The organism is Planktotalea sp., from assembly GCF_050633725.1.
Lineage (GTDB): Bacteria > Pseudomonadota > Alphaproteobacteria > Rhodobacterales > Rhodobacteraceae > Planktotalea.
Map to the genome: position 1 here is coordinate 84,401 of NZ_JBOEHB010000003.1, position 22,824 is coordinate 107,224.

Here is a 22,824-nt window from a genome sequence, read left to right on the forward strand (position 1 = left end):
GGGTCGAGTGTGTTGGCGAGGGAGAGGGTCACAACTTGCGTCCTTCTATCACCCAGAGTGTGTCTGGGAAATTCCAAGGAAGGGTTATGCCGTGATGCATGAGGTAGCTGCCAGAAACGGTGATCGCCTGTTCCCTTAGGATCGGGGTACCTCGTGACAGCGCAGGGGCGGTGGCTTTGTTCAGCAAACAGATGTCATAGTTTGCATCGGGATCAAGCCGCGTTGCGCGCAGCGGGCGCGGGGCGATTTGCGCTGAGGTGGCAGCTTTACCCGCGAAGATCACAAATCGCGTGTCATCCTCGGCTAATTGCTGTTCCGCGATTACCGCTGGATCGGGGCTGTCGAGACGCAGGATATCGGCGCGCTCCAGCCAGTTGCGGTTGGCTTTCCACCAGCTCGTGACGTCTTTGAGAACTGTGACTTCGTGCTCCGTCAGCTCGCGCGGATCCATTTCGAACCCCATATGGCGCTGGGCGGCGACCCATGCGCGCAAGCTGATATCAAGCGTACGCCCCGAGGTATGGCAATGGCGCGGCCCGACGTGTGATCCAGTGACGACCATAGGCAGAAAGAGCGCCGCATCGTGCTGCATGCGCAGGCGCTCTAGCGCGTCGTTGCTATCGGAAAGCCAAACGCGCTGGGTGCGCGAGAGAATGCCAAAATCGATACGCCCGCCGCCAGAGGCGCAGCTTTCTATTTCAACCATCGGGAAATCTGCGCGCAAACGGTCGATGAGCGCATAGGAACCACGAGTTTGCGCCGCATCGGGGGCAGGCAGCACGCGGTTATGGTCCCACTTGATGTAGTCGATTGGATATTTCGACAGGATCGCGGCCATACGGTTGTAAATGAAATCACGCACTTCTGGCAGCGCCATGTTGAGCGCTTTTTGTTGACGCCCTAGCGTTTGATCCTCACCGCCTAAAGCCCAATCAGGATGGGCGCGGTGCAGATCGCTGTCGGGGTTGATCATCTCAGGCTCGAACCAGATGCCAAAGGACATCTCGCGACTGTGAATGTGATCAATCAGCGGGCCGAGACCGTCAGGGTATTTGCGCGGATCGACTTTCCAATCGCTCAGCGAAGTGGTGTCGTCATCGCGCTGGCCGAACCAGCCATCGTCAAGAACAAACCGCTCTGCGCCAAGGTTGGCGGCGCGGTCTGCGATGTCTTTCAGGACATCCAGTTTGTGATCGAAATAGACCGCTTCCCAGCAATTATAATGCACGGGGCGGGCGCGATCGGGCTGGGGGAAAGTCACGATGTGATCGCGTAAATGTCGCTGATAGGAGACGCCGCAGCCGTTTAAACCATCCGATGAATAGACAGCATAGAGCGGGGCGGAAGAGAAATGCGTGCCTGCGTTTGCTTCCACGCGCGGCGCATGGCCGAACTGGATTTGACGGCGTCCATCGGGCAGCTCTTCGGCGATCATTTTGTGCCCGCCTGACCAACCGTAGTGGAACGCGTGCGCTGCCCCTTGCGTATTGGTTGCGCCAGCTTCAGGCACGATCAATGCAGGGAAATGTTCGTGCCCCGTTCGCCCCGTGCGGTTCTCACGCATGCGTATGCCAGCGGACCAAGCGGTTCTGTTGGGTTGGAACTCCCCGCACCAGCGGCCTGCGAAATCGATCATCTCCGCGCTTTGTTGGGAGGCGGGGAAGACAGGCGCAGAGAGCCAATGCAGATGGATCGGCGCGTCCGCATCAAGGCTGGCTTTCGCGGTGATGATATGGGTGAGCGGCTCGATCTGGAAGGTTGCCGTATAGCTCAGCCCATGCGCGGCGTCGCGGTAAACAAGGGTTAGTGCGCCCTTGCTGGCGTGATCGCTCTCAAAGCAGAACTTCGGCAGCAAGGGAGTGCCATTTTCAGAGCGGATGATCATGCCTGGCTGGCCCGGGAAGGTGCGCGAAGCTTCGGGGCAGATGCTAAGATCGGGGTTCTCGTCCAGCATGCCGCCCGTCACATCAATCGCATGGGCGGCGCGGATCGTTTCCAGATCCTCGCCCAGCGGCAAAGGCGCGCGCCAATAGACCACTTGCGGCAGTCGCGCGCCCGTCGCTGCCAGAACCAAAGTCTGGCGGCTGCAATCTAATCTCCAATGTTGCATCTTACTTAACAGCGCCCAAGGTTAGGCCCGCGATGAAGTGCTTCTGCATCAAGAAGAACATCAAAACAGGGGGAAGAGCCGCGACGATAGAGCCAGCGCTCATCAAATGATACGCCGCGCGATATTGAGAGTTAAAGGCAGTGATGCCAGCGGTCACAGGCTGCGCATCAGGGCCTTGGGTCAAGACAACCGCCCAGAAATAATCGTTCCAGATAAAGGTGAAGATCAGCACCGCGAGCGCTGCAAGGGCAGGCTTCATCAGCGGCAGGACCACATAGAGGAAAATCTGCCATTCGCGCACGCCTTCAACGCGGGCCGCTTCGATCAGCGGGAAAGGCAGCGCGCGGATGAAGTTGCGCATGAAGAGGGTGCAGAAGCCTGTTTGAAAAGCGATGTGGAACAGGATCAGACCGGTTTTTGTGTCATAAAGGTTCATGTTTACCGTCAGGTCACGCACGGGAACCATGAGGATTTGGAATGGCACAAAGTTACCTGCAATGAACATGAAGAAGATCAGCAGATTGCCTTTGAATTTGTAAATGCCCAGGGCGAAACCCGTCATCGCAGAGAGCGCGATGGTGCCAAGCACGGTCGGGATCGTGATCATAACCGAGTTCAGCAGATAGCGTGGCATGTCGCTCTCAAAGAAGACTTTGCCGTAGTTTTCGAAGAAATCGAACGAACTCGGCACGCCCCAATAGTTGCCATTGGTGAAGTCTGAATCGGGCCGGATCGAGAAGACCGCGACCGCGATAAGTGGCAAGAGCCACATGACCAGCGCAACAGGAAGCAAGCCTTGATAGGTCAGCTGCCAAGAGCGCGATTGTTTTTCAATAGGTGTGGGAAACATCAGCGTGCCTCCTTCTCGTCGCGCCACATGGAGTAGAGGAAGTAAACGATAAAGCCGAGCATGATGAAGAAGAGCACCGTTGCAATCGCCGAGCCATAGCCCATGCGGAAGCCAAATTCAGAGAGGCTTTCTTCGAACATGTAAAAGCTAAGAACGCGGGTTGAGCCGAAGGGTCCACCGTTGGTCATGATCGAAATCAGATCGAAGGAGCGCAGCGCACCGATGATTGTCACAACAAAGGCGATGAAGGTCGCAGGCTTGAGTTGCGGCAGGATCACGTACCAGAGCATTTTCCAACCCTTCGCCCCATCAAGACGCGCGGCTTCGACCTGTTCAGGGTCAACCGCGTTGAGCCCCGTCAGATAAAGGATCATGCAATAGGCCGTTTGCGGCCAAAGACCCGCAGCGATGATGCCATAGGTGGCAAGGTCAGGATCGCCAAGGATGTTCACCGTGCCAAGATTGAAGAAGCCTAAAACGGCATTCAGCAGCCCTTCGCGGGGCAGGTAGAACCAAGAGAAAACAAGACCGACGACCACTTGTGAGATCACGAAAGGGAAGAAGAACAAGGACTTATAGATGCGAATGCCGCGCACGGTTTGATTGAGGAACAGCGCGATGAATAACCCCATAGGGATGGCCAGCAAGTAAAGCGCGAGCCATTTGAGGTTGTTCCAGAAAGAGACTTCAAACTTGCGATCCATCTTCTGATCGCCAAGCCCGAGCAGGCGTTCGTAATGCGCTGTGCCCACATAAGTCTTTTCGCCTAGACCATCCCATTCATGGAAGCTGATCCAGAAACTCTGGAAAATCGGGATGATCACATAGACCGCAAAGAACAGGATGCCGGGGATCAGAAAAAGCCACGGGGTCACACTGATCTCATTACGTTTGTACCAACTGCGATTGGACGAAGCGGGGGCAGACATATCAGGCATCTCCTGCGGGGCGCGTATTCGAAAGCGCTTGGGTCAAGGGCTTGCGGATAGGCGGTTGGGGATGGCCCTCCCCATGAAAGCGAAGGGCCAAAGATAAGCGCTAGGGCTTATTTATAAACGCGTGCGCGTACATCTTCGAGACGTGCAAGGATGTCGTCCAGATTGTCTGGGAACACCATGAATTCTTGCAGACCTTCCATGCCAGCCGACGCCATTTCCGCAGGGAAATCACGGTCAAAGAACTGCGCGACGCCGCCCTTTGCGTTGTTGGACAGCATGTTGAAGCCTTTGCCGATGAACTTGTCGTCCGCCACTGTTGAACCGGAGTTCACAGGAAGCTGGCCAAGCTTGTCGCCGCCGTTGATCTCAGACTGAACGTCCGCAGATGTCACGAATTTCAGGAATTCGCGCGCGGCTTCTTTGTTGCTCGCGCCGGATGGGATGTGGAACGTGTCTGTTGGCGCGTCCTCACCCTGTGGTACGTCCGCGATCAGTGGGAACTGATAGAAGCCCAGTTGATCGTCTGTCAGGCCCGCTTCACGCAGAGGCGCAACTGCAAAGTTACCCATCAGGTACGCCGTTGCTTCGCCTTTGGCCATGAAGGGCAGAGCTTCCTGCCATGAATACGTCTGGTGATCGTCCACAAACGCGCCCATGTCGATCAGCTTGCGCCAGTTTGCGAATGTCTCGCGAACGCGGTCATCTGTCCAAGCAACGTTGCCTTGCGCCAGCTCCATGTGAAAGTCAAAGCCGTTGGTGCGCATGTTCATGTAGTCGAACCAGCCGCCAGCGGTCCAAAGATACTTGGAACCGATTGTGTAGCACTTGCGACCAGAGTCGATGATCTTCGCGCAGTTCGCCATTTCTTCATCGAACGTCGCTGGCTCTGAAAGGCCCAGCTCTTTGAAGATGTCTTCGCGGTAGTAGATGCCCCACTGGTAATACGTGTATGGAACGCCCCACTGTTTGCCGTCGATGGTCATCGCGCCTTTGGTGGAGGCGAGGCTTGCAAGCGCAGGATCGGCCCAAACGTCAGAGACATCTTCGAACAGGCCAGCAGAGACATATGGGCCCATGCGGTTTGCCGCATACCAGTTCACAACGTCAGGCGCATTGGCGCTGAGCGAGTTGCGGATCTGTGTTTTCCACGCTTCGCGGTCAACAACCGTGAGGTTCACCGTCAGGTTCGGGTGCATTTCGTCGAATTTTGCAGCCAGACCTTCCATCACCGCGCGCGGCGCAGGGTTGGACATGTCAGATGTGATGTTCAACTCGCCGGTCAGATCAGCTGCGAATGCAGTGCCCGCCAATGCAGTTGAGGCAGCAAGCGTCGCAACGGACGCCTTAATAATGGAACGCATGGTTTCCTCCCTAGATGCTTTCCTATGTCAAACAGGGCGCAGGTTTCCGTGCTGCCCCATTCTTCGTAGTTCCAGATGTAAGTTCCATTATTTGAAACTTGGTTTTGGATATTGATACTAAATCGCGACTCAGTTAGGCTTGTCAATACGCAAGACATGCGGCGGCGCAGCGAAGAAAGCGCGCAAAATTGCATTTTCTGGGAGGTTTGATGCAATGGCTCTGGATCGTGGGAAAAGCGATGGAACGGTTGGTAAGGCGCTGGATATTCTTGATCTTGTCGCGTCTTTTGGACGGCCCGTTCGTTTTTCCGATGTGCTAGAGCGGGCAGAGTTTCCCAAAGCAACAGTTTACCGTTTTGTGCAAACGCTCACGTCGCAAGGGATGCTGAGTTACGACCCTGATCGCCAAACCTATGCACCTGGCATACGATTGGTGCGCCTTGCTCATTCCGCTTGGCAGCAGTCTTCTTTGGCTCCAATCGCGCGCCCGCATATTGATGCCTTGGCACGCAATGTGGGGGAAACCGTCCACCTTGCGCAGCTCGATCATGCGCAAGTCCTCTATGTCGACAAAATTGTCCCCGATAAACCGATTGAGATGTTTTCCCGGTCGGGCAAAGTGGGGCCCGCCTATTGCACAGGTGTCGGAAAGGCGATGATGGCCTATCTGGAGGAAGATCACCTTGCGGGCGTCATCGCGCAGCAAAGCTTCCATGTGTTCACGGAACATACCCTTGCGAACGAAGAAGACCTGCGCGCGGAATTGAGCGACATCCGAGCAAAAGGATACGGCTTTGATCGCGAAGAACATGAGCCAAGCATTATTTGCGTTGCGCTGCCGATCTTGTCTGCACGAGGGCGGGTGCTCGGGGCTCTTTCCGTGACCAGCTCGACGCAGCGAACCAACTTGGATGCGCTTGAGGCACTGGTGCCTGGTATCCAACAAGCGGCACGTGCCATCGCCCACGACGCGCAGAGTTGGCATTTTCCAGATCAACTAAACATGCAACCTGACGAGACGCCAAAGGGGTAGGACTTATGTCTGAAGTGACGCTGAACAAGGTCATCAAGAAATATGGTGAGGTACAGGTCATCCATGGGATTGATCTGGAGATCAAGGATGGTGAATTTTGCGTTTTCGTTGGCCCTTCTGGCTGTGGCAAATCTACCTTGTTGCGCATGGTTGCAGGTCTTGAGGAAACGACGGAAGGCCAGATCAACATCGGTGCGCGCGATGTGACGCGCGAAGATCCATCCCAGCGCGGCGTGGCAATGGTGTTTCAGACCTACGCGCTTTATCCACATATGACAGTGCGCGATAACATGGGATTTGGCCTCAAGATGAACGGCCATCCCAAGGCCGAGATCAAAGAAAAGGTCGCTGAAGCAACGCGCATTCTGAAGTTGGAAGAGTATTTGGACCGCAAACCCGCCGCTTTGTCCGGGGGGCAGCGTCAACGTGTTTCCATTGGCCGCGCGATTGTGCGCGGGCCAGAGGTGTTCTTGTTCGACGAACCCCTGTCGAACCTAGATGCTGAACTGCGCGTTGAGATGCGCGTCGAGATCGCCCGCCTTCACAAGGAAATCGGCGCGACGATGATCTATGTAACGCATGATCAGGTCGAAGCGATGACGCTTGCGGACAAGATCGTCGTGCTGCGCTTGGGCAAGATCGAGCAAGTGGGTAGCCCCATGGAGCTATATCGCGATCCTGATAACAAATTTGTTGCCGGTTTCATCGGATCGCCTGCCATGAACTTTTTGGAGGGCACCTTGGGGGAAGGGGGCTCAGTCAATGTGCCGGCACTCCAAGAAGATATATCAACAGGTGTGGGCGGCAACGCGGGAACCAAGGTGAGTTTTGGTATCCGGCCTGAGCATCTAACAATTGATCCCAACGGCACGTCCTTCAAGGTCGATATGACAGAAAGCCTCGGCGGCGTGTCCTACGCCTATTTGCAAGCACACACTGGCGAGCGTTTGGTCGTCGAAGAGCGCGGCGATGAGCGATCACGTGCTGGGGACGTGGTTGGCGTGAGCTTTGCGCATACGCGCGCATATGTCTTTGATGCACTCAGCGAGATGCGCCTTCGCTAAGCGGCCTGCGCGCTCAAATAGCTAGTCCACGTTCAAAAGTGGCGCTGCCTGACGTACCTATTTCTGAAATCTCTTGATGTGGCGCTTGTATTTTTCGGTCAAAAATTGCCGATCAATCGGCCACAAAGCGCCCGTACTTTCCAGAATGGAACATTAGTGGTTTTCCGGCTTGAGTTGTCACGCGCGCTACGCGCCCAATGACGATTGAATGATCTCCAGCGTCGTGAACGGCTTCTTGCGTGCATTCGAAACACGCTAGAGACCCCGAAATCAACGGCACGCGATGTTCGTTTGCGCGCCAGTCAAAGCCCTCAAACGCTTCGGCATCTTTTGAGAAGCCTTGGCAAATATCACTCTGTTTTTGCGACAGGATATGAACCGCAAAATTCTGTGCCTGAGCAAAGGCTTCATAACGGCGCGACACCTTTGCAGGCGACCAAAGCACCAAAGCGGGATCGAGCGAGACAGACGCAAAGCTATTCGCAGTGATCCCCAAAGGGCCAAATGCGCTATCACAGGTAATGACGGTGATCCCCGTTCCAAACTGCCCTAACGCATCGCGAAGCGCGCGCTGGTTGCTCTCGTTGGGTTCAAAACTATCACTCATATGAAAACGCAATTCTATTTTGTTTGAGGGGCGTCGCAGTTGCGCGTGACAGAATGGCCCTGCGCCCAAGTTCATAGGCGGGGCGCAGTTCTGATTGCGTCAAAGGGCTCGACGATACGATCAAGAGAGTCTGTTCCTTAAACAAGTTAGATCATTTTTATTGCTCGAGAAGCCATGCAATGATGGCGGGCGATTCGTCCACTTCATTCTGCGCAGCGTTCGTCAATTTGGGCGAGAGATCGCTGTTGGGTGTGATGTGAAAGCGACTGATGAAAACCAATGCGAGGTGCCGTGTTTCCACCTCTGTTCTTGTGCGTGGACCGAAGAGGCGCAGGGTCGCTTTAACCTATCATGTAGGACTAATTTACCTTTTGAGCGTGAAGGCATGTTTTTCTGGCAATCGTGCTTTCTTGGATCATGTCATGCAGCGGTTGAGTTAAATAGTATAGTCGTAGCAATAGATTACTGCTTAATGTTCATGTGACTTTGAGGGGTGCATTTCTCTGTGGCGCGTTTGCTCTGCGTCGCTTTGACTTAGCGTTGTTTCTTGATAGGACTCGAACCAAAAGACGCAGCTTGGATATGCGATTAAAGTTAATGTATAACTTTAAGATGCGTTGGTAATATTTTGATTTTCAAGTTGAATTTAACTTTTGTATTGCTCGAGTGATTGTTTCGATCAAGTACGTGGGGTTGATGGAAGTAAGGGCGCGGTAAACCTACTTATTCCGATAGTCAGTATTTTAAGCATCGATCGGATGGGGTTGGCTTTCACCATAAGTAGCGAAGCGACGCATCGAGTTGTCGGTGCCTTATTGGGGTGGCTGTTGCTTTACATAAATCGCCCCTTGGCATGAAAGGTAGTCAGCGTTGAGAAGGGGCAAGGCTGGGGCTGTGGGCAACGGTTCGGAGTTGGAGTGGATGGCAAGTTAAAGCTCTTCTCGGTTTCGGCTGTTTTACTGCCTGCGTGTCCGAACGCAGCGCTGGCCCCGCGTTGATGTGAGGCTCACTCTTGCTGTTGTGTGCTCTCATTGGCTTCGGGATTTCAGAACACCTGTACGGCACGGATTATTACTATGGCGTCGCTTGTGCGTTTCCTGTCTATGGCATCAATTTCAAGGGCTTGTTGCATTTATAAGTTGCAATGAGGTGGTTTGCGTGCGCGCTGCCGGTGGCTCTGGGGGTGGCAATATGCACCGACTTGGGGATTGCTTCGAGGCTCGCTTGGCATTCGATTTTGTGCGTTTGGCGGCTTTTGGGGTTTGAAACTCACAATTTGATGTAATTCCGCCACGCCACCATATCTAGTGGCTCTGATGCGCCAACTTAGCGGATTTGCTTGATTATTAGGCCTAAATCCAGTGCGAAAGTAGCAACAAATGCTTGACTCACTTGGCTCTTGAGCGAATCAACTCAGATTTCCCCTATGAAATGAGGCGGAATATTGTTAGCAATTGGGCATATTGAAAAAAGGCACACCCAGAAGAGGTGGCCCGAGGTAAAGAGCGGTAAAGGTCATGAAAGCGATAGATTTCGTTGCCCGTCGAGGTATGGGTACTGTTGAACGTGGAACCGTAGCAGCGGATGCCGCTGAAACAGTTGTCAACATGGGATCAGGTGTAGAGTTCTCTTTGAACCTTCAGCCTGGCGATATGCAGTCTTATAGCAGACAAGGAAATAACCTAGAGATCGTACTCGCCGATGGGCGGGTCATCGTTCTTGATGGATACTTTGTAAGCGGGCAAAATCCGAACCGGCTGTTTATAAGCTCTGGCGGCACGCTGAACGAAGTGAGCTTTATCGAGGGCGCAGATGGCGCACTGTTTGCTCAATACGGAACCACGGCCGAGTGGGGCAAGTGGAGCCCTGACGACGATCTGATCTTTGTGGACGATCCGAACCTCATCGCGGCAAATGGCGTTGATGGCGATCAAGACGTATCCATGCTTGGTGCCGGCTTGTTGGGCGGCGCTGGCCTGCTTGGCGGCGGCGGTATCGGAGCGGGTGCTCTTGCGGCTGGTGCAGGTGCAGCTGCTCTATTGGCGTCTGGTGGCGGCGCGGAAGGGTCAGAGGAGGCGGAAACGCCAACGCCGGATCCTGTTGAGCCAACCGATCCGGAAGAGCCAAGCGATCCAGAACCTCCAACCGATCCAGAAGATCCGACTGATCCTGTCGACCCAGTTGATCCGCGCAATCCACCTACCGTCGACGGCACAGGCCGCAGCGACAGCTATGGCGGCGACGATCTGGAAGAAGACGACAAGTCCATCACTGTGACAGGAACCGCGGAGCCGGGGTCCGAAGTGACCATCACCATCGGTGAAGAGGTCGTGACCGTAATTGCTGGCGAGGATGGAACGTGGAGTGGAACATTTGACGGGGATGATTTCCCGGTCGATGGCTCTTACGATACCATGGTGACTGTCGTTGAAGAAGATGGCACAACGACGAACCTTGTTGGTCAAACCGTTGTTATCGACACGACACCCCCTGATGTCGACGCGAACGAGGGCACCTTGTCTGCGGGCGATTCAGTTAACGCTGCACTTTATGCGACGGGTACGATCGAAGTCGCGGGCACAGGCGAAGCAGGCGCGTTCATTGATGTGACAATCGACGGGACTACTCATTCGACTGTTGTGGATGAAAACGGAAATTGGTCGGTTAATTTTGAAAGTACCGAAATCATCGCAGGCGATCGCAATGCGGATGTTGAAATTGTCACGACCGATGGTTTCGGCAATAGCTATACGCGTAACGAGATTATGGCGATCGACACAATCGCCCCAGAGATTACGCCGACTGTAGGCACTGGTTCGGTTGGCTATGTTGTCAACAACGCAGACATGACGTCCGATGGGATGGTTGATGTAAGCGGAAGGGGTGAGGCTGGCGCAAGCTATCGGGTCGAGCTTGGAAATGGCGCGTTCCGTGAAGGTATCATCGGCGCGGACGGTCTTTGGGCGGTTCAATTCACCCAAGCGGAAATCGGTGGTCTAAGCGGGGTTGATGGATATTCTGTACCCGTGACCTTTACGTCGATCGACGATTTCGGAAACCCTTCGGTTGTTGTCCATGACACGATCGAAGTCGATACCCTTGCCGAAGTCGACATAAACGGGGTTGTTTCAGGCGAAGAAATTTCCGTCGGCAACGATCATGTCCTGAGCGGCATTGAAGCACAGGGCGGCACCAACGATCTTGTACTGACTGGAACCTCCGAGCCAGGTACGACTGAAGTTGCCGTTACCATGAACAACTTCACTCGCTACGCTACGGTTGATCCGCAGACTGGCGATTGGTCGGTTTCTTTCGAACCAAACACATACGAAATGGGCACTCACACCTATAACGTATCTGCGGTTTCCAAAGACGCAGCGGGCAATGAAGATCGCGCATTTATGGATGTGCGTGTCGATACCGAAGTGACTGATCTGACTGTGTCTAACCGTCCTGCGCTAGGTGTAGACCAACATCTGGGTCTTGATGATGCAGACGGTGGTGTGACGCTAACAGGCACAATGGAGAGTGACTGGTCGGATGTTAATGGGACACCCGAAGTTGTGGTCAACTTCAACGGTCGGAACTACTTCGCGACGGTCGACCCGGCAACAGGCGACTGGAGTGCGTATATTCCAGAAAGCGGTATCCCGACCGACTATGACGATTCACTCATCTACACGGTGACGGGGACGGACTCGGTTGGTAACGAGCAATCTATCCAGCGTAGCATCGACATTGACACGCGTGTACCTGAGACTTCTGACATTACAGGGTATTCTGCGAGCGTGGATGGTTCTGGAACTCAGAGCTATAGCCGCTTCGAGATGGAAACATCTCCTGAAACTGTTGGTCTCACGCAAGTTAATGCAGACGGCTCTGTCGTAGATTTGACTGAAGGCGCTGGTTTTGACTCGGCGGTCAATCCGTTTGACCCAACTGAGACTGTCTATCAGGTCGACAACGAATTGTCTGATGGCCAAAGCCTGATCATCACCGAAACGGATGATGCAGGAAACAGCGCTGGCACCTATATTGTTCTGAACGATGGCTCACCTGAGCGCGACGTGAGCAATGACAACTTGGGTGACTACAACATCGAAACCATCGAGCTTAGCATCATGGACAACACCGAGCTAACGCTGACAGAGGCCGACATCATGGCGCTGTCGGGCAACACGAATACTGTTGCTATTCGCGGTGGTGGTGACGATGTGGTTGATATCACCGGTGCGTCAAAGACCGGCACGATCACCGAGGGTGGTGTAGACTACAATGTTTACGAGCTAGGCGATGCAACGATCCACATCGAAGACGAAATCACCAAGGTCACATACCTAACGTGACGATCTGAGAGCGCGGCCTTTCGTGGCCGCGCTCTCAGCAAAAAAGGTGAAATGTTTGCAGGTGAGGTTTGGGGTTGATGAAGGGCACTAACATACAATCGGGACTGTTGATCGCGGGGCTTTCTTTTGCGCTCTCCGGCTGCATGAGTTCGATTGAAGAAGACATACCGTTTGTTTCGCGCTTCAAAAGTGATGAAGCCAACCTTGCCCAACCCAAAGAGGAGGGGCAGGGATTTTCGCTGTTTAAGAAGGCAAATACCGCCGATAGCGAAGTCGCAGGCGAAGAGCAGACCGCAAGCAATCCTTTTAAGGGCTTGTTCAAAAACAAAGACGCGGACGCTGACGAGAGCACAACGCAAAACGCGGGCGGTGCAAAGTTTGCAGCGTTGTTCAAACCTAAAACGGCCGATGCTGCGCTGAGCAAGGAAGAACGCGCCGCGCAAAAGGAATATGAGGCTCGCACGAAAGAAAGTGCCGAAAGCGTCATTATCTCTGGGCTGCAATCTCGCCGCTCAATCCTGCCAAACAGCAGCGCATATGATCAAGTCGCCGACAGCGTGCTTGCCGCCAATTCGCGCGCCGCAGAATCAGAGCTGCGTGCAGCGCGTTTGCGCGCCGTAGCGGCTTCCAAAAACTGGCTTCCTTCTATCGGTCCATCAATCTCGCTGTCCTCTCTTGGTGATCTGGTGGCAAACCTGATTGTTGAGCAGGTGCTCTTTGACAATGGTCGCAAAAAAGCCGAGCGCGCCTACGCAAAGGCGGATGTCGAAGTCGCGGCTGTTAATCTGTCGATTGATACAAACCAGCGCGTGTTCACGGCGCTCGATCTTTACCTAAACGCACAAAAGGCTGCGGAGAAATCTGATCTCAGCACCAAAGCGTTCAATGATATGAGCCATTTCGAATACATCATGTCCGAGCGTGTGCGCGGCGGTGTGTCTGATCGTTCTGACCTTGTGGTGCTGCGCCAAAAGCTGGCGGAAATCCGAAGTGAAATGGCCAGCAACAACGAAGCGCGTAATGCCGCAATGGCAGAGCTGAACGCGATGTCCGTGCGTCCGTTGCAAGATGTGCGCGGCTTGCCGGATTTCAATGTGAATGGTCTTGGCTCCAAGCCTTTGCCAATTTTGTTAGCAGAGGCGGAAAAAGAGCGCGCCGTTGCTGAAGCAACGATGGATCGTGCGGGCCATCTTCCGGGTCTAAAAGCAACGGGTTCGACAGGCACGTCAGGAAACTCGCTTGGTTTGAACGTGACCACAGACTCGCTGTTGAACCTCGGGACGGGCGCGTCGCTCAAAGCGATCGAAGCAACAAAAGAGGGCGCGCAGCGTCTCGTGGCGCAGGCACGCGAAGACAGCAATCGCCGTTTGCGCGCACTTGAGGCCAAGCTAAAGGGCGCTGAGCGTCAAAAGGTCGAAGCACGCAACCTTACCAGCCAGTCCAAGAAAAACCTCGATCTGTTCCAAGCGCAATATAAAGCAGGAACGCGTCAGGTTATGGATGTGGTCGGCGTCTATGAGACCTATGCGCGTCAACAGCAAAGCGCTGCGGACCTTCGGTTCAAAGCCGCGCGGATCAAGCTTGAGATCGCGAATGAGATGGGCCTTCTTGCCAGCGGAGCAGAGATTTGACCAAAAGCTCACCGATCCCAACGATCATACAAGGTGGCAAGGCGGTTCTCGGTGCGATCTCTGGAGTTGCGGCAGAACCGCAAAAGAAAGACCCGCCGCGGTATAGCGAAAAGACGAAATCGCGCGCGGATCTGATCAAGCTTTATGCGTCCCTTTTGGGAACGCAGGCGGTCTCGTCCGATCTGCTTGAAACCGTCGCCGCCTGCACAAACAGCGGCGATGTTTTGGATGCAGAGGGCTACGCGAAAGCGCTCGGCGCAACTGGTCTGACGGTTGAAACAGGTCGAGTCACTGAAATGACGCCTGATCTGTGGCCTGCGATCGCGCAGATGACCAACGGTCAGTATTTGCTCGTCCTAAGCCAAAGCCGCGGCGATCTGATCCTTTATGACCCCACGTGCAGCGATAGCCGCGCGCAGGTGCCTTACGAAGAATTCAGCCCCTATTTTTCTGGCACGATTATCAAAGCCGAAGCGCCGCTTGAGCAAATCAGCGACGCGCATAAAACAGCCAAGCTGAAGGAACACTGGTTCTGGAGCCATTTCCCCAAGTTCTCGCGTCACTTTGGCGAGGTGATCCTTGGCTCCTTTGTGGCCAACCTCTTGGCAGTCGCTGTCGCGCTGTTTTCTTTACAGGTCTATGACCGCGTTATCCCACATCAATCCGAAGCCACGCTTTGGGTGCTTGCGGGCGGTGCGGCGATTGCGCTGATCATGGAAGCTTTCCTGAAAATCGCGCGTGCGCGTTTGTTGGATGGGGCAGGGCGCGCGATTGAGCTAGAAGTTCTGACCACGCTTATGGACCGCATTCTTGGTATGCGCTCTGACCTGAAAGGGCGCTCACCGAGCCAGCTCTTTTCATCCATGCGGGAATTCGGGTCGGTTCGGGAGTTTTTCACCGCCTCGACCGTTGGTACGCTTACAGATATTCCCTTCATCTTTGTGTTCCTGTTCCTTGTCGCCTCTATCGCAGGGAACGTGGTTTGGGTTTTGGTCATTGGCGGTATCTTGATGGTGCTGCCGAGCTACTTTTTGCAAAAAAAGATGATGCGCATCACCGAAGAAACGCAAGGTGCCTCTGCCAAAGCTTCGCGTTTGTTGCAGGAAGCCTTGTTTGAACTGGACACGGTTAAAACCCAGCGCGCCGAAGATCGTGTGCGCCGGATGTGGCAGGAACTCACAACACTTTCAGCGATGAAATCATCTGAGCAGCGCCGTTTGTCATCCAATCTGACGTTCTGGTCACAAGGCGTTCAGCAAGCGACCTATGTGAGCGCAGTGGTTGCTGGTGCTTATCTCGTGTTCGCGGGTGAATTCACCGTTGGCTCTATCATTGCCACGGGTATTTTGACCTCCCGCACGCTTGCGCCGCTAACGCAGCTTGCAGGCACTATGGCCCGTTGGGGCAACGTCAAAACCGCGCTTGATGGGCTTGATGGGATTGCCGATGCACCGCAAGACGCAGAAGAGGGTCGGACATATTTGCGCCGTGAACGCCTCGAGGGGCGTTTTGAGCTGCGCGATGTGATGTTCCGCTATGACGAAGACGGCGCGCCGACCTTGGATGTGTCTGGCATTGCGCTCAATGCAGGACAATCAGTTGCCGTGCTTGGCGCGAATGGATCAGGCAAGTCGACGCTGTTGAAAATCCTCTCTGGCCTTTACGCGCCGACCTCTGGCCGCGTGCTGATTGATGGCACGGATATGAACCAGATCGAGCCGCGCGATTTGCGTCGTCTCATTGGGTATCTGGGCCAAGACGTGCGTCTATTTTCTGGCTCACTGCGCGACAATCTTAATCTCAACATGCTTGAGCGCGACGATGACCGTCTGATGCAAGCGCTTGATTTCGCGGGTCTTGGGCAATTCATCAAAACCCATCCGCGCGGGCTTGATCTTCAAATCATGGATGGCGGCGCTGGTCTGTCGATCGGTCAGCGACAATCTATTGGTTGGGCGCGCCTTTGGTTGCAAGACCCTGCGATTTGTCTGCTGGATGAACCGACTGCTGCGCTTGATCAAACGCTGGAGACCACTTTGGTCAGCCGCCTTGAAGCATGGCTGCAAGGGCGCACCGCAGTTATCGCAACGCACCGCGTTCCGATCCTGAAACTGACCGAGCGCACTTTGATCCTACAAAACGGCCGCATGGCGGTTGATGGTCCACGTGATCAGGTGCTTGCGCATCTCAACAGCAAAAGCGACAGCAATCGCGCCAACGGCACGAATGGGGGCTAGGGTATGAGCGCTGCAAATATGACCAATCTAACAGCCCAGATGAATGAGCGGATGAAGGGGCCGAGCCTGATGATTTGGCTCTGCGCTGGCAGCGTTTGGCTGTTTATCGTTTGGGCTGCTTTTGCCTGGATTGATGAAATCGTGCGCGCCGATGGCTCGTTCATTTCTTCCTCGCGTCCGCAAATCATTCAGAACCTCGAAGGTGGCATTCTCGCGGAATTGCAGGTGAAAGAGGGTGATGAAGTGATGAAAGGCGATGTGCTTGCACGCCTTCATGGCACTCAGTTTCAATCGTCTGTAGACGATCTGGCCGAGCAGATCACAGGTTTTGAAGTGCGCCGCTTGCGCCTTGAAGCGGAACTTGCCGGGCAGTTTGATTTCAACATTCCTGCAAATTTGGCCTCGCGCGCGCCGGGCATGGTTGCCTCTGAAAAAGCGCTGTTGCGCGCACGTCAGTCTGACTTTGTGTCGCGCCGTGATGGTGCGCAGCGCGTGTTAAACCAAGCGAACAAAGAGCTGGGCTTGATGGAAAAGATGCTCAAGCGCGAGATCGTCTCGTTGATTGAGGTCACACGCGCGCGCAAAGCTCAAGCGGATGCGCAGATCAAGTTCGATGAGGTCGTCACCCATACCGAGCTAGAGCGCGCGCAGGAGTTTTCCGATGTTCTCAAAGAACTCGCGACGCTGAAGCAAAACATGAAAGCCAGCACGGACCAGTTGCAGCGCACGATCCTTGTCAGCCCGATGCGCGGCGTCGTGAACAATTTGTCCGTGACAACGATTGGCGGTGTTGTGCGCCCCGGTGAAGAGATTTTGCAGATCATCCCGCTTGATGAAGAACTCTTTGTTGAAGCGCGTGTGAAGCCGGAAAACATCGCCAATATTCGCCGCGGCCAAGAAGCGACGATCAAGCTGAGCGCCTATGACTATACGATCTATGGCACGCTCAAAGCGCGCGTGGATTTCATTTCCGCTGACACTTTCAAAGACGAACGCGCCCGCGCTGCGGATGGGGATCCGCACTATAAGGTGTCGCTAAAGGTGGATATGAATAGCCTAACGGATCGTCAGGTAGACATCGAAATTCGCCCTGGCATGCAAGCCAGCGTCGAGCTGCATACAGGTCAGAAGACAGTGCTCCAGTATTTGCTCAAGCCGCTCTACAAATCAAAAGAAGCACTGCGCGAGCGATGAATTGCGCGCTGTGCTCAACCCCGTCCAAGGTGAGCGAAGTTGCCTTGGAAGGTGCATCGCTCTTAGCGCCTTTATGCGACACCTGCGAGGCTGGCTTGCTCCCACCTGTAGAGGATGCGCCCCATTGGCAATGTCTGCATGAGGCGATCTGGAGCCCAGACGGCGCAACGCAGGTAGCGGCTTACCGAGTGCTTGCACATCTTAACCATGCGCCTTGGGCGCGTGATCTGATGGATATTGCTTATCTGGAGCCTGATCTTCTCAGTGCTGCTCGTAACGTCCCAGAGCCAGACCTTGTCCATCTCGATAGCAACGGCGCTGTCTTAGCCGCTGGGGATACGGTTGTTCTCATAAAGGATTTGCCGGTCAAAGGCGCTGGCTTTACCGCCAAGCGCGGCACTGCGGTGCGCAACATTTGGCGATTGTATATTTGACAAACCCAGCAATGACAACTGGTTTATCTGACCTCCGAGCATAGCCCGATCAGTCGTCTTTTTTGTCGTCGTCGGGCTTCTTGCCAGCCTTTGCGATCTTCTTGAGTGCAGCGTCAAAGCGCGTGTCGTCGTCGTCGCACTCAAGTTCGCGCGCGGCTTCTTCAAAGCGTTCGCGTTGGGTTTTGTCAGTCATTATCACCACTTTCAAAAAGCCCCCCAAGCTGAGTGCCTTCACCGGGCTTACAAATCTTTATTGCATTGCCATTGTTGGCTGCAATTTGACCGTCCAAGCTCAAAAAGTCACCATCGAAGCTATGAATTTCGGTCACGTTTGCTCTTTGCGCTGACGCTATGTGCACTGCGTCGGCGGGCTTGAGGCCAAACAGGCCAGAGGTCTGAAGGGTTTGAGCCTTCAGGGCTACATCCTTGTCAACGGGAACGACCAGAATGTAGTCATGGTCTAAGAATGCTGGAAGTTTAGAGGGGTTTTCTGTTGTCGCAGTTTTACTTTTGCAAACTTCCGCGAGTGTAAACGCGGATACGACAATTTCAAACTCATCATTTTCCGCTCTTTCGATGATGTTTTGACACATTGAAAAACGATTTTCTGGCGGCTTGCCCCCGCCTTGAGGAACCGCGCGCTCTTCGTTTACGATTGCCAGCCAAGTGCAAGCATCCCAATATATTCTAATCCGTTTAGCCATAATCTCTGCCCTCACGGATGTAATCAACAGAGAGTTTTCCACCTGTAAATTCAGGATCAATTAAATCCAAAATGCTCGGTAGCTTATCTTCGTCTGGGAATATTTCAGTTCTTTCAACTTCTATATGGTCGAGGACCGAAGGAGCCTTGTAAAGCAATAGCCCATGCAATTTTATCCTCAAGCCTTTGATAACCTTACCAACCTCTAGGTGGCCAATCTTGTCTAATCCTGCATCACTAGAGATGCACTTAACATCTTGCCTATCAAGCCGTGTTGTTATCGTAACAACAGGCCTGCCGAAACCGTCACGACCAACGGCTTTAACATAACCCTCGATGCTGCCGATTTCGCGATACGGCTTAGTAGCAGGCCTTACGATCTTTTCAATTTCGGCAATGGTTTGGCTCGCAGTGCGCGGGGTTATTTCAAAATTCCTTGCATCGTCATAGCCAGAAAAGTCAATTTCTGTTCCACTCAAACCGTTTGTAACGCGCTTGCTAAAGCCATTTATTTTTTTCAATACCTTATCTGTGAAGTGCAGCGGACGGCCACCACCACTAGCAATACTTGCAAGGCCTCCTGCGGTAGCCGCAACAACCTCTACTGCCCGATTGTCAATATTCATGCCATGCGTCTTAGGGAAGGGCGTAATTTCAAAGCTGATAGGAGAGTTCTTTGTGACGTTGGTGACACGCCAGACCAATTCAGATCCTGTATCGCCAGCTATGGCACCCTCAACCTCCTTCAAGATGTCAACTTGGTCTTGAACTTGAGACAAAAGGTCTTCTACCGTTGGAGAGTCATCTCCAGCAGTTTCAGTTCCCTTCACAACAATTTTGATCGGCTTTGCCAAATCTTGTGCCTCCGCTCCAGATTCTAGGCTTCCAATGAGTCCCTGTACAGTATCCGTTTACCTACAATGCCCATCAATGCGACATTTGCACGGCCTAAATCGTCCACGCCGTTGGCGATGCGGTTGTTGTAACGAAATTCAAACTCTGCCGCATAACGATGAAGATGTTGTTTACCGCAATGCTGATAAACGCCCTTCATGCCGCGCTTGAAGATACTGAAGTAGCCCTCAATCGTGTTTGTGTGTACAACGCCACGGCCATATTCGCCCTTGCTGTGTGTCGTAAAATCGTGATCTGCGAAGTGCTTGCCGATGCCCGTGTATTGCTTGGCTTCGTCTGTGTAGACAGTCGCTTCTTTCGCAATGTTCGCCTTTAGGATCGGCACCAGAGTTGCTTTTGTCACGTCCTTGACCACGAAAGACTTGGATTGACCTGTCGTGCGATCCACAAGGGACAGCATGGCGTTCTTGTGAGCGTATCCACGCGCGCCTTCTGCTTTCTTGTGCTTGTTACCGATGAATGTTTCGTCAACTTCGACAACTCCGCCACCAGAACCGAACATAGGGCCACCATCCGAACGCATCGCCTCACGAATACGGTGAGACATGAACCATGCGCTTTTATAGGTGATTTCCAGAACGCGGTGTAGCTGGTGGCTGCTTACGCCTTTCTTGCTGGACACCATCAGGTGAATGGCTTGAAGCCACTTGTGCAGCGGAATGTGGCTTTCCTCAAAGATTGTGCCGATGCGAACAGTGAATTGCTTGCGGCATTCCGCACACTTCTTGAGGCCGTGACGCTCAACGCCTTCGGGGTTCTTCTTAGAAGGCTTGGAGCGAACGCCTTTGAGTTCATAGATTTTATCGCAGTTGCCACAGTGTGGGCAAACTGGACCGTCTGCCCAAAGCATACCTTCAACGTGCTTAAACGCTGCGGCTTCATCGTACATATGTGCTTTGGACAGAACGGACATTTCGCTTCCTCTAACTCTATGAGAAGAATATACGAAACTCAGTTGGGTTTGTCAAATATACAATCGCCCAACATTTCCTTGGTCCATGACAACGCAGGCCAAATTGAAGGGCGGGTCGAGGGTCAACGCATTGTGATCCTGACCGAGTTCGTTAAGAAAAGCTAAGCGATTTCTTCTTTGGTCTCTAAATATCTCGGAGCGCGAGGCAGAGCCTCGCAAGAAAGCCCCCTTTAGATATCGTAGAGGATCGTGACAGGCCCGTCGTTGAGCAACTCTACAGCCATATCCGCGCCAAATCGCCCGGTTTGGACAGGAACGTCGAGCGCTTTTAACGCGTTAACAAAATGCTTATAAAGCGCCTCTCCTTGATCCGGAGCCGCGGCGCGGGAAAAGCCGGGTCTGTTGCCCCGAGAGGTATCACCCGCAAGGGTGAATTGGCTAACCACCAGAGCAGAACCCGAAGTGTCCTTTAAAGAATGGTTCATCTTGCCATCCGCATCCTTGAAGATGCGAAGTTTGGAAATTTTGCTGGCAAGCTGGTCAGCTTGCGCTTCGCTATCTCCATCCATGGCGCAGACGAGGATCAGGACGCCTTGATCGATCTGACCAATGATTTCAGAATCTACCGTTACACGCGCATGTGAGACCCTTTGCACGACCGCCTTCATTGCTCGCCTCGCCACTCGAAGATTTCACTTAGCTCTGCACGGTTTGTGCGAAAGCTGTTTGCGGGATGGTCTGTATTTGCATAGCCAAACGATAAAGCGCAAAGAAGAATGCGATCCTCGCCAATGCCAAAATGACTGCGCACCAAAGGCGCGTAGGACGCAATCGCAGCCTGCGGGATACTGGCAATGCCGAGCGCCTCTGCGGCAAGGGTGAATGCCGTTATGAAGCCGCCGCAATCCATCGCTCCATAAGGGCCAAGTTCCGCGCCCGAGGTAACAAGCGCAACATGAGGCGCACCGAAGAAGTTGAAATTCTCCATCATTTGCTTGCCAGAGGCCACGCGATCGCCCTTTTCAATCCCCACAGCGTCATAAAGCTGAAAACCGCATTCGCGGCGTCGCGCTTGATGCGCGCCCGAGTAGCTGCTTGGAAAGGGTATGTCCGGGGCGGGACTTTCGGTCTGCATATGCAGGGCGAGAGCCTCATGAAATACCTTGGTTTGGGCTTTATCGGTGACAACGACCTGCCAAGGCTGTGCATTGCACCACGACGGAACGCGGCCAGCAGTTGAGATGATTTGCTCGATCTGTTCACGCGGCACGGGCGCGTCGTGAAAGGCACGGCATGAATGGCGGTTTTTCAGAAGTGAGTTAAGTGTTTCAAACTGCGTCATTGGGACATCGCCACGCTGTATCCTACGGCCGCCGCAAGAAGCAGGCCGCATATGATAGCCAAGGTGATTTTCCATGCAGAGTAGGGCCGCTCGCCCTGAACGCGCCCTGTTGAGCCGTTAACAACGAACCGATAGCTTTTGCCGCGATATTTATAGGCCGCGAGCCATACGGGCAAAAGGATGTGTTTGAACGTCACATCATTGATATCTGTTGCGACTTGGTGAACCCGCTGGCGATCCCCGCCAATGTCAAATTTGACGTCCCGTTCAATGACGCGATCCATATAGTGGCGCGCTTCGGCAAAACCGCCCTGTAGCTCAATTGTGTAACCTTCCGCTCTCATCCCTGCGAGAAATTCCGGGCTGTAGGGTTCGAGCCCTGACAAATCCCATGGTTCAAGCGCGTCAGTGTAACGCTTGGGCAGCGACGTCGAGGCAAGCACCAATACATCGTCAAAGAAGCGCGCAACACGGCCTGAAGCCGCGCGCCAGCGAACTTTGGAGACCGTGATTTTCTGACGTTTGCCATCACGCATGACAGTTCGCGTTTCGTGATAGATTGTCCCGCGCTCACCCGAATATCGCGATTTCGTATCTGCATCGAAGGTCCAATAAGGAACATAGATGCCCTGCATCTTGCGCCCTTTGCGGGCGTAGTCCTGCAAACCAGAGGGCGCAAACCACAGCCGTCCGAGCCAGTCCCCCATAGCGCGGCGCGCGGTGCGTTCATCTAGCGCGAACGGCAGAACCGCTTTGGGTTTGATATGGCGGTGGGTTCCTGTTCCAGTGACCACGGGCGTAGCGCAGAAGGGGCATTCTGCTGCGTGATCTGCGCTACCCATTTCGATCTGAGCGGCGCAGTTTGGGCAAGACAGAACCCGTGTTTCTTCGATCTCTGCTTCCGGCAGTTGTGCATTGAGGGCTTTCTCAAAATCCAGTTCACGGATCGATTGCGCGCGACGACCCGCGCCTTCAATCGCCGCAGAGTGCCCACAATGATCGCAGACTAGCTGAGTTTGCAAAGGATCAAAGCGATAGTCCGCGCCGCATTGATCGCAAGGAAAGCGATGTTCTTGAAATTCAGCCACGTGCGCTTCTGGCATGTGTAGGAGCCTCCGGCGGGGATATTTTAGGAGAGAGGAAGGA

General features: G+C 53.9%; 19 protein-coding genes and 1 pseudogene. 8 read left to right on the plus strand and 12 right to left on the minus strand.

What is annotated here, in order from left to right; all coding sequences use genetic code 11:
* Nucleotides 1-28: 28 nt before the first annotated feature.
* The 4 genes from ACRBCU_RS04015 to ACRBCU_RS04030 all read right to left on the minus strand — a co-directional run bounded on the left by ACRBCU_RS04015 (nucleotide 29) and on the right by ACRBCU_RS04030 (nucleotide 5,259).
* Nucleotides 29-2,110, minus strand: coding sequence for an alpha-galactosidase (locus ACRBCU_RS04015; protein WP_431364080.1), 2,082 nt, complete (start codon nucleotides 2,108-2,110; stop codon nucleotides 29-31).
* Nucleotide 2,111: 1 nt separating this feature from the next.
* A complete protein-coding gene (locus ACRBCU_RS04020) occupies nucleotides 2,112-2,960 on the minus strand; it encodes a carbohydrate ABC transporter permease (protein ID WP_431364081.1) in 849 nt (282 codons plus the stop codon).
* Complete coding sequence (locus ACRBCU_RS04025) at nucleotides 2,960-3,889, minus strand: carbohydrate ABC transporter permease (protein WP_431364082.1); 930 nt, start codon at nucleotides 3,887-3,889, stop codon at nucleotides 2,960-2,962. Before ACRBCU_RS04025 ends, ACRBCU_RS04020 begins: the two co-directional genes overlap by 1 nt.
* A gap of 116 nt (nucleotides 3,890-4,005) precedes the next feature.
* Entirely contained in the window at nucleotides 4,006-5,259 is a 1,254-nt protein-coding gene (locus ACRBCU_RS04030) for an ABC transporter substrate-binding protein (protein WP_431364083.1), read from the minus strand.
* A gap of 214 nt (nucleotides 5,260-5,473) precedes the next feature.
* On the opposite strand from ACRBCU_RS04030, the gene ACRBCU_RS04035 reads away from it, so the two are divergent.
* Together ACRBCU_RS04035 and ACRBCU_RS04040 are read left to right on the plus strand one after the other, a co-directional pair.
* Nucleotides 5,474-6,292 (plus strand): IclR family transcriptional regulator, encoded by an 819-nt coding sequence (locus ACRBCU_RS04035; protein WP_431364084.1) that lies wholly within the window; start codon nucleotides 5,474-5,476, stop codon nucleotides 6,290-6,292.
* Nucleotides 6,293-6,297: 5 nt separating this feature from the next.
* A complete protein-coding gene (locus tag ACRBCU_RS04040; RefSeq protein ID WP_431364085.1) occupies nucleotides 6,298-7,356 on the plus strand; it encodes an ABC transporter ATP-binding protein in 1,059 nt (352 codons plus the stop codon).
* Between the two features lie 112 nt (nucleotides 7,357-7,468).
* Here the strand turns inward: ACRBCU_RS04040 and ACRBCU_RS04045 are convergent, their stop codons facing one another.
* A complete protein-coding gene (locus ACRBCU_RS04045; RefSeq protein ID WP_431364086.1) occupies nucleotides 7,469-7,963 on the minus strand; it encodes a flavin reductase family protein in 495 nt (164 codons plus the stop codon).
* A 1,517-nt stretch (nucleotides 7,964-9,480) separates the two neighbouring features.
* On the opposite strand from ACRBCU_RS04045, the gene ACRBCU_RS04050 reads away from it, so the two are divergent.
* The 5 genes from ACRBCU_RS04050 to ACRBCU_RS04070 all read left to right on the plus strand — a co-directional run bounded on the left by ACRBCU_RS04050 (nucleotide 9,481) and on the right by ACRBCU_RS04070 (nucleotide 17,805).
* Nucleotides 9,481-12,309: a hypothetical protein gene (locus ACRBCU_RS04050; RefSeq protein WP_431364087.1), complete on the plus strand. Its 2,829-nt coding sequence runs from the start codon at nucleotides 9,481-9,483 to the stop codon at nucleotides 12,307-12,309.
* A 77-nt stretch (nucleotides 12,310-12,386) separates the two neighbouring features.
* Nucleotides 12,387-13,940 (plus strand): TolC family protein, encoded by a 1,554-nt coding sequence (locus tag ACRBCU_RS04055; protein WP_431364088.1) that lies wholly within the window; start codon nucleotides 12,387-12,389, stop codon nucleotides 13,938-13,940.
* A gap of 56 nt (nucleotides 13,941-13,996) precedes the next feature.
* On the plus strand, nucleotides 13,997-16,177 hold the full coding sequence (locus ACRBCU_RS04060; protein ID WP_431364209.1) for an ATP-binding cassette domain-containing protein: 2,181 nt from the start codon (nucleotides 13,997-13,999) through the stop codon (nucleotides 16,175-16,177).
* Nucleotides 16,178-16,180: 3 nt separating this feature from the next.
* Nucleotides 16,181-17,371, plus strand: a complete 1,191-nt coding sequence (locus tag ACRBCU_RS04065; protein WP_431364089.1) for an HlyD family efflux transporter periplasmic adaptor subunit — start codon at nucleotides 16,181-16,183, stop codon at nucleotides 17,369-17,371.
* Entirely contained in the window at nucleotides 17,368-17,805 is a 438-nt protein-coding gene (locus ACRBCU_RS04070; RefSeq protein WP_431364090.1) for a PhnA domain-containing protein, read from the plus strand. Before ACRBCU_RS04065 ends, ACRBCU_RS04070 begins: the two co-directional genes overlap by 4 nt.
* 49 nt (nucleotides 17,806-17,854) lie before the next feature.
* On the opposite strand, the gene ACRBCU_RS04075 is transcribed toward ACRBCU_RS04070, so the two are convergent.
* From ACRBCU_RS04075 to ACRBCU_RS04090, 4 genes are read right to left on the minus strand one after another with little or no spacing between them, the layout of a single operon-like run.
* A complete protein-coding gene (locus tag ACRBCU_RS04075; RefSeq protein WP_431364091.1) occupies nucleotides 17,855-17,998 on the minus strand; it encodes a hypothetical protein in 144 nt (47 codons plus the stop codon).
* The gene (locus ACRBCU_RS04080; RefSeq protein WP_431364092.1) at nucleotides 17,991-18,509 is read right to left on the minus strand and encodes a type II toxin-antitoxin system VapC family toxin; all 519 of its coding nucleotides are present in this window, start codon (nucleotides 18,507-18,509) and stop codon (nucleotides 17,991-17,993) included. The genes ACRBCU_RS04075 and ACRBCU_RS04080 overlap by 8 nt, the downstream gene beginning before the upstream one ends.
* Nucleotides 18,502-19,362 carry a hypothetical protein gene (locus ACRBCU_RS04085; protein ID WP_431364093.1) on the minus strand — a complete coding sequence of 287 codons (861 nt, stop codon included), beginning with the start codon at nucleotides 19,360-19,362 and terminating at the stop codon, nucleotides 18,502-18,504. The genes ACRBCU_RS04080 and ACRBCU_RS04085 overlap by 8 nt, the downstream gene beginning before the upstream one ends.
* A 23-nt stretch (nucleotides 19,363-19,385) precedes the next feature.
* Nucleotides 19,386-20,336 (minus strand): IS1595 family transposase, encoded by a 951-nt coding sequence (locus tag ACRBCU_RS04090; RefSeq protein ID WP_431364094.1) that lies wholly within the window; start codon nucleotides 20,334-20,336, stop codon nucleotides 19,386-19,388.
* 69 nt (nucleotides 20,337-20,405) lie between these two features.
* On the opposite strand from ACRBCU_RS04090, the pseudogene ACRBCU_RS04095 reads away from it, so the two are divergent.
* Nucleotides 20,406-20,501 (plus strand): annotated as a pseudogene (locus ACRBCU_RS04095) (PhnA domain-containing protein); the annotation flags it as partial.
* A 65-nt stretch (nucleotides 20,502-20,566) separates the two neighbouring features.
* Here ACRBCU_RS04095 and dtd read toward each other — a convergent pair.
* Genes dtd through ACRBCU_RS04110 form a run of 3 tightly spaced genes read right to left on the minus strand, consistent with a single transcriptional unit; the run spans nucleotide 20,567 to nucleotide 22,781 of the window.
* Complete coding sequence (gene dtd / locus ACRBCU_RS04100) at nucleotides 20,567-21,004, minus strand: D-aminoacyl-tRNA deacylase (RefSeq protein WP_431364095.1); 438 nt, start codon at nucleotides 21,002-21,004, stop codon at nucleotides 20,567-20,569.
* The gene (locus ACRBCU_RS04105) at nucleotides 21,001-21,678 is read right to left on the minus strand and encodes a nitroreductase (RefSeq protein ID WP_431364096.1); all 678 of its coding nucleotides are present in this window, start codon (nucleotides 21,676-21,678) and stop codon (nucleotides 21,001-21,003) included. The genes dtd and ACRBCU_RS04105 overlap by 4 nt, the downstream gene beginning before the upstream one ends.
* Entirely contained in the window at nucleotides 21,675-22,781 is a 1,107-nt protein-coding gene (locus ACRBCU_RS04110; RefSeq protein ID WP_431364097.1) for a primosomal protein N' (replication factor Y) - superfamily II helicase, read from the minus strand. Before ACRBCU_RS04110 ends, ACRBCU_RS04105 begins: the two co-directional genes overlap by 4 nt.
* Nucleotides 22,782-22,824: the final 43 nt, after the last annotated feature.

Excerpts from the sequence above, each read along its gene's own strand:
- ACRBCU_RS04050 (WP_431364087.1), top strand. The coding sequence starts at position 9,481 with ATGAAAGCGATAGATTTCGTTGCCCGTCGAGGTATGGGTACTGTTGAA.
- ACRBCU_RS04045 (WP_431364086.1), bottom strand. The coding sequence starts at position 7,963 with ATGAGTGATAGTTTTGAACCCAACGAGAGCAACCAGCGCGCGCTTCGC.
- ACRBCU_RS04065 (WP_431364089.1), top strand. The coding sequence starts at position 16,181 with ATGAGCGCTGCAAATATGACCAATCTAACAGCCCAGATGAATGAGCGG.
- ACRBCU_RS04055 (WP_431364088.1), top strand. The coding sequence starts at position 12,387 with ATGAAGGGCACTAACATACAATCGGGACTGTTGATCGCGGGGCTTTCT.
- ACRBCU_RS04080 (WP_431364092.1), bottom strand. The coding sequence starts at position 18,509 with ATGGCTAAACGGATTAGAATATATTGGGATGCTTGCACTTGGCTGGCA.
- ACRBCU_RS04015 (WP_431364080.1), bottom strand. The coding sequence starts at position 2,110 with ATGCAACATTGGAGATTAGATTGCAGCCGCCAGACTTTGGTTCTGGCA.
- ACRBCU_RS04110 (WP_431364097.1), bottom strand. The coding sequence starts at position 22,781 with ATGCCAGAAGCGCACGTGGCTGAATTTCAAGAACATCGCTTTCCTTGC.
- ACRBCU_RS04030 (WP_431364083.1), bottom strand. The coding sequence starts at position 5,259 with ATGCGTTCCATTATTAAGGCGTCCGTTGCGACGCTTGCTGCCTCAACT.
- ACRBCU_RS04105 (WP_431364096.1), bottom strand. The coding sequence starts at position 21,678 with ATGACGCAGTTTGAAACACTTAACTCACTTCTGAAAAACCGCCATTCA.
- ACRBCU_RS04090 (WP_431364094.1), bottom strand. The coding sequence starts at position 20,336 with ATGTCCGTTCTGTCCAAAGCACATATGTACGATGAAGCCGCAGCGTTT.
- ACRBCU_RS04035 (WP_431364084.1), top strand. The coding sequence starts at position 5,474 with ATGGCTCTGGATCGTGGGAAAAGCGATGGAACGGTTGGTAAGGCGCTG.
- dtd (WP_431364095.1), bottom strand. The coding sequence starts at position 21,004 with ATGAAGGCGGTCGTGCAAAGGGTCTCACATGCGCGTGTAACGGTAGAT.
- ACRBCU_RS04070 (WP_431364090.1), top strand. The coding sequence starts at position 17,368 with ATGAATTGCGCGCTGTGCTCAACCCCGTCCAAGGTGAGCGAAGTTGCC.
- ACRBCU_RS04040 (WP_431364085.1), top strand. The coding sequence starts at position 6,298 with ATGTCTGAAGTGACGCTGAACAAGGTCATCAAGAAATATGGTGAGGTA.
- ACRBCU_RS04075 (WP_431364091.1), bottom strand. The coding sequence starts at position 17,998 with ATGACTGACAAAACCCAACGCGAACGCTTTGAAGAAGCCGCGCGCGAA.
- ACRBCU_RS04020 (WP_431364081.1), bottom strand. The coding sequence starts at position 2,960 with ATGTTTCCCACACCTATTGAAAAACAATCGCGCTCTTGGCAGCTGACC.
- ACRBCU_RS04025 (WP_431364082.1), bottom strand. The coding sequence starts at position 3,889 with ATGTCTGCCCCCGCTTCGTCCAATCGCAGTTGGTACAAACGTAATGAG.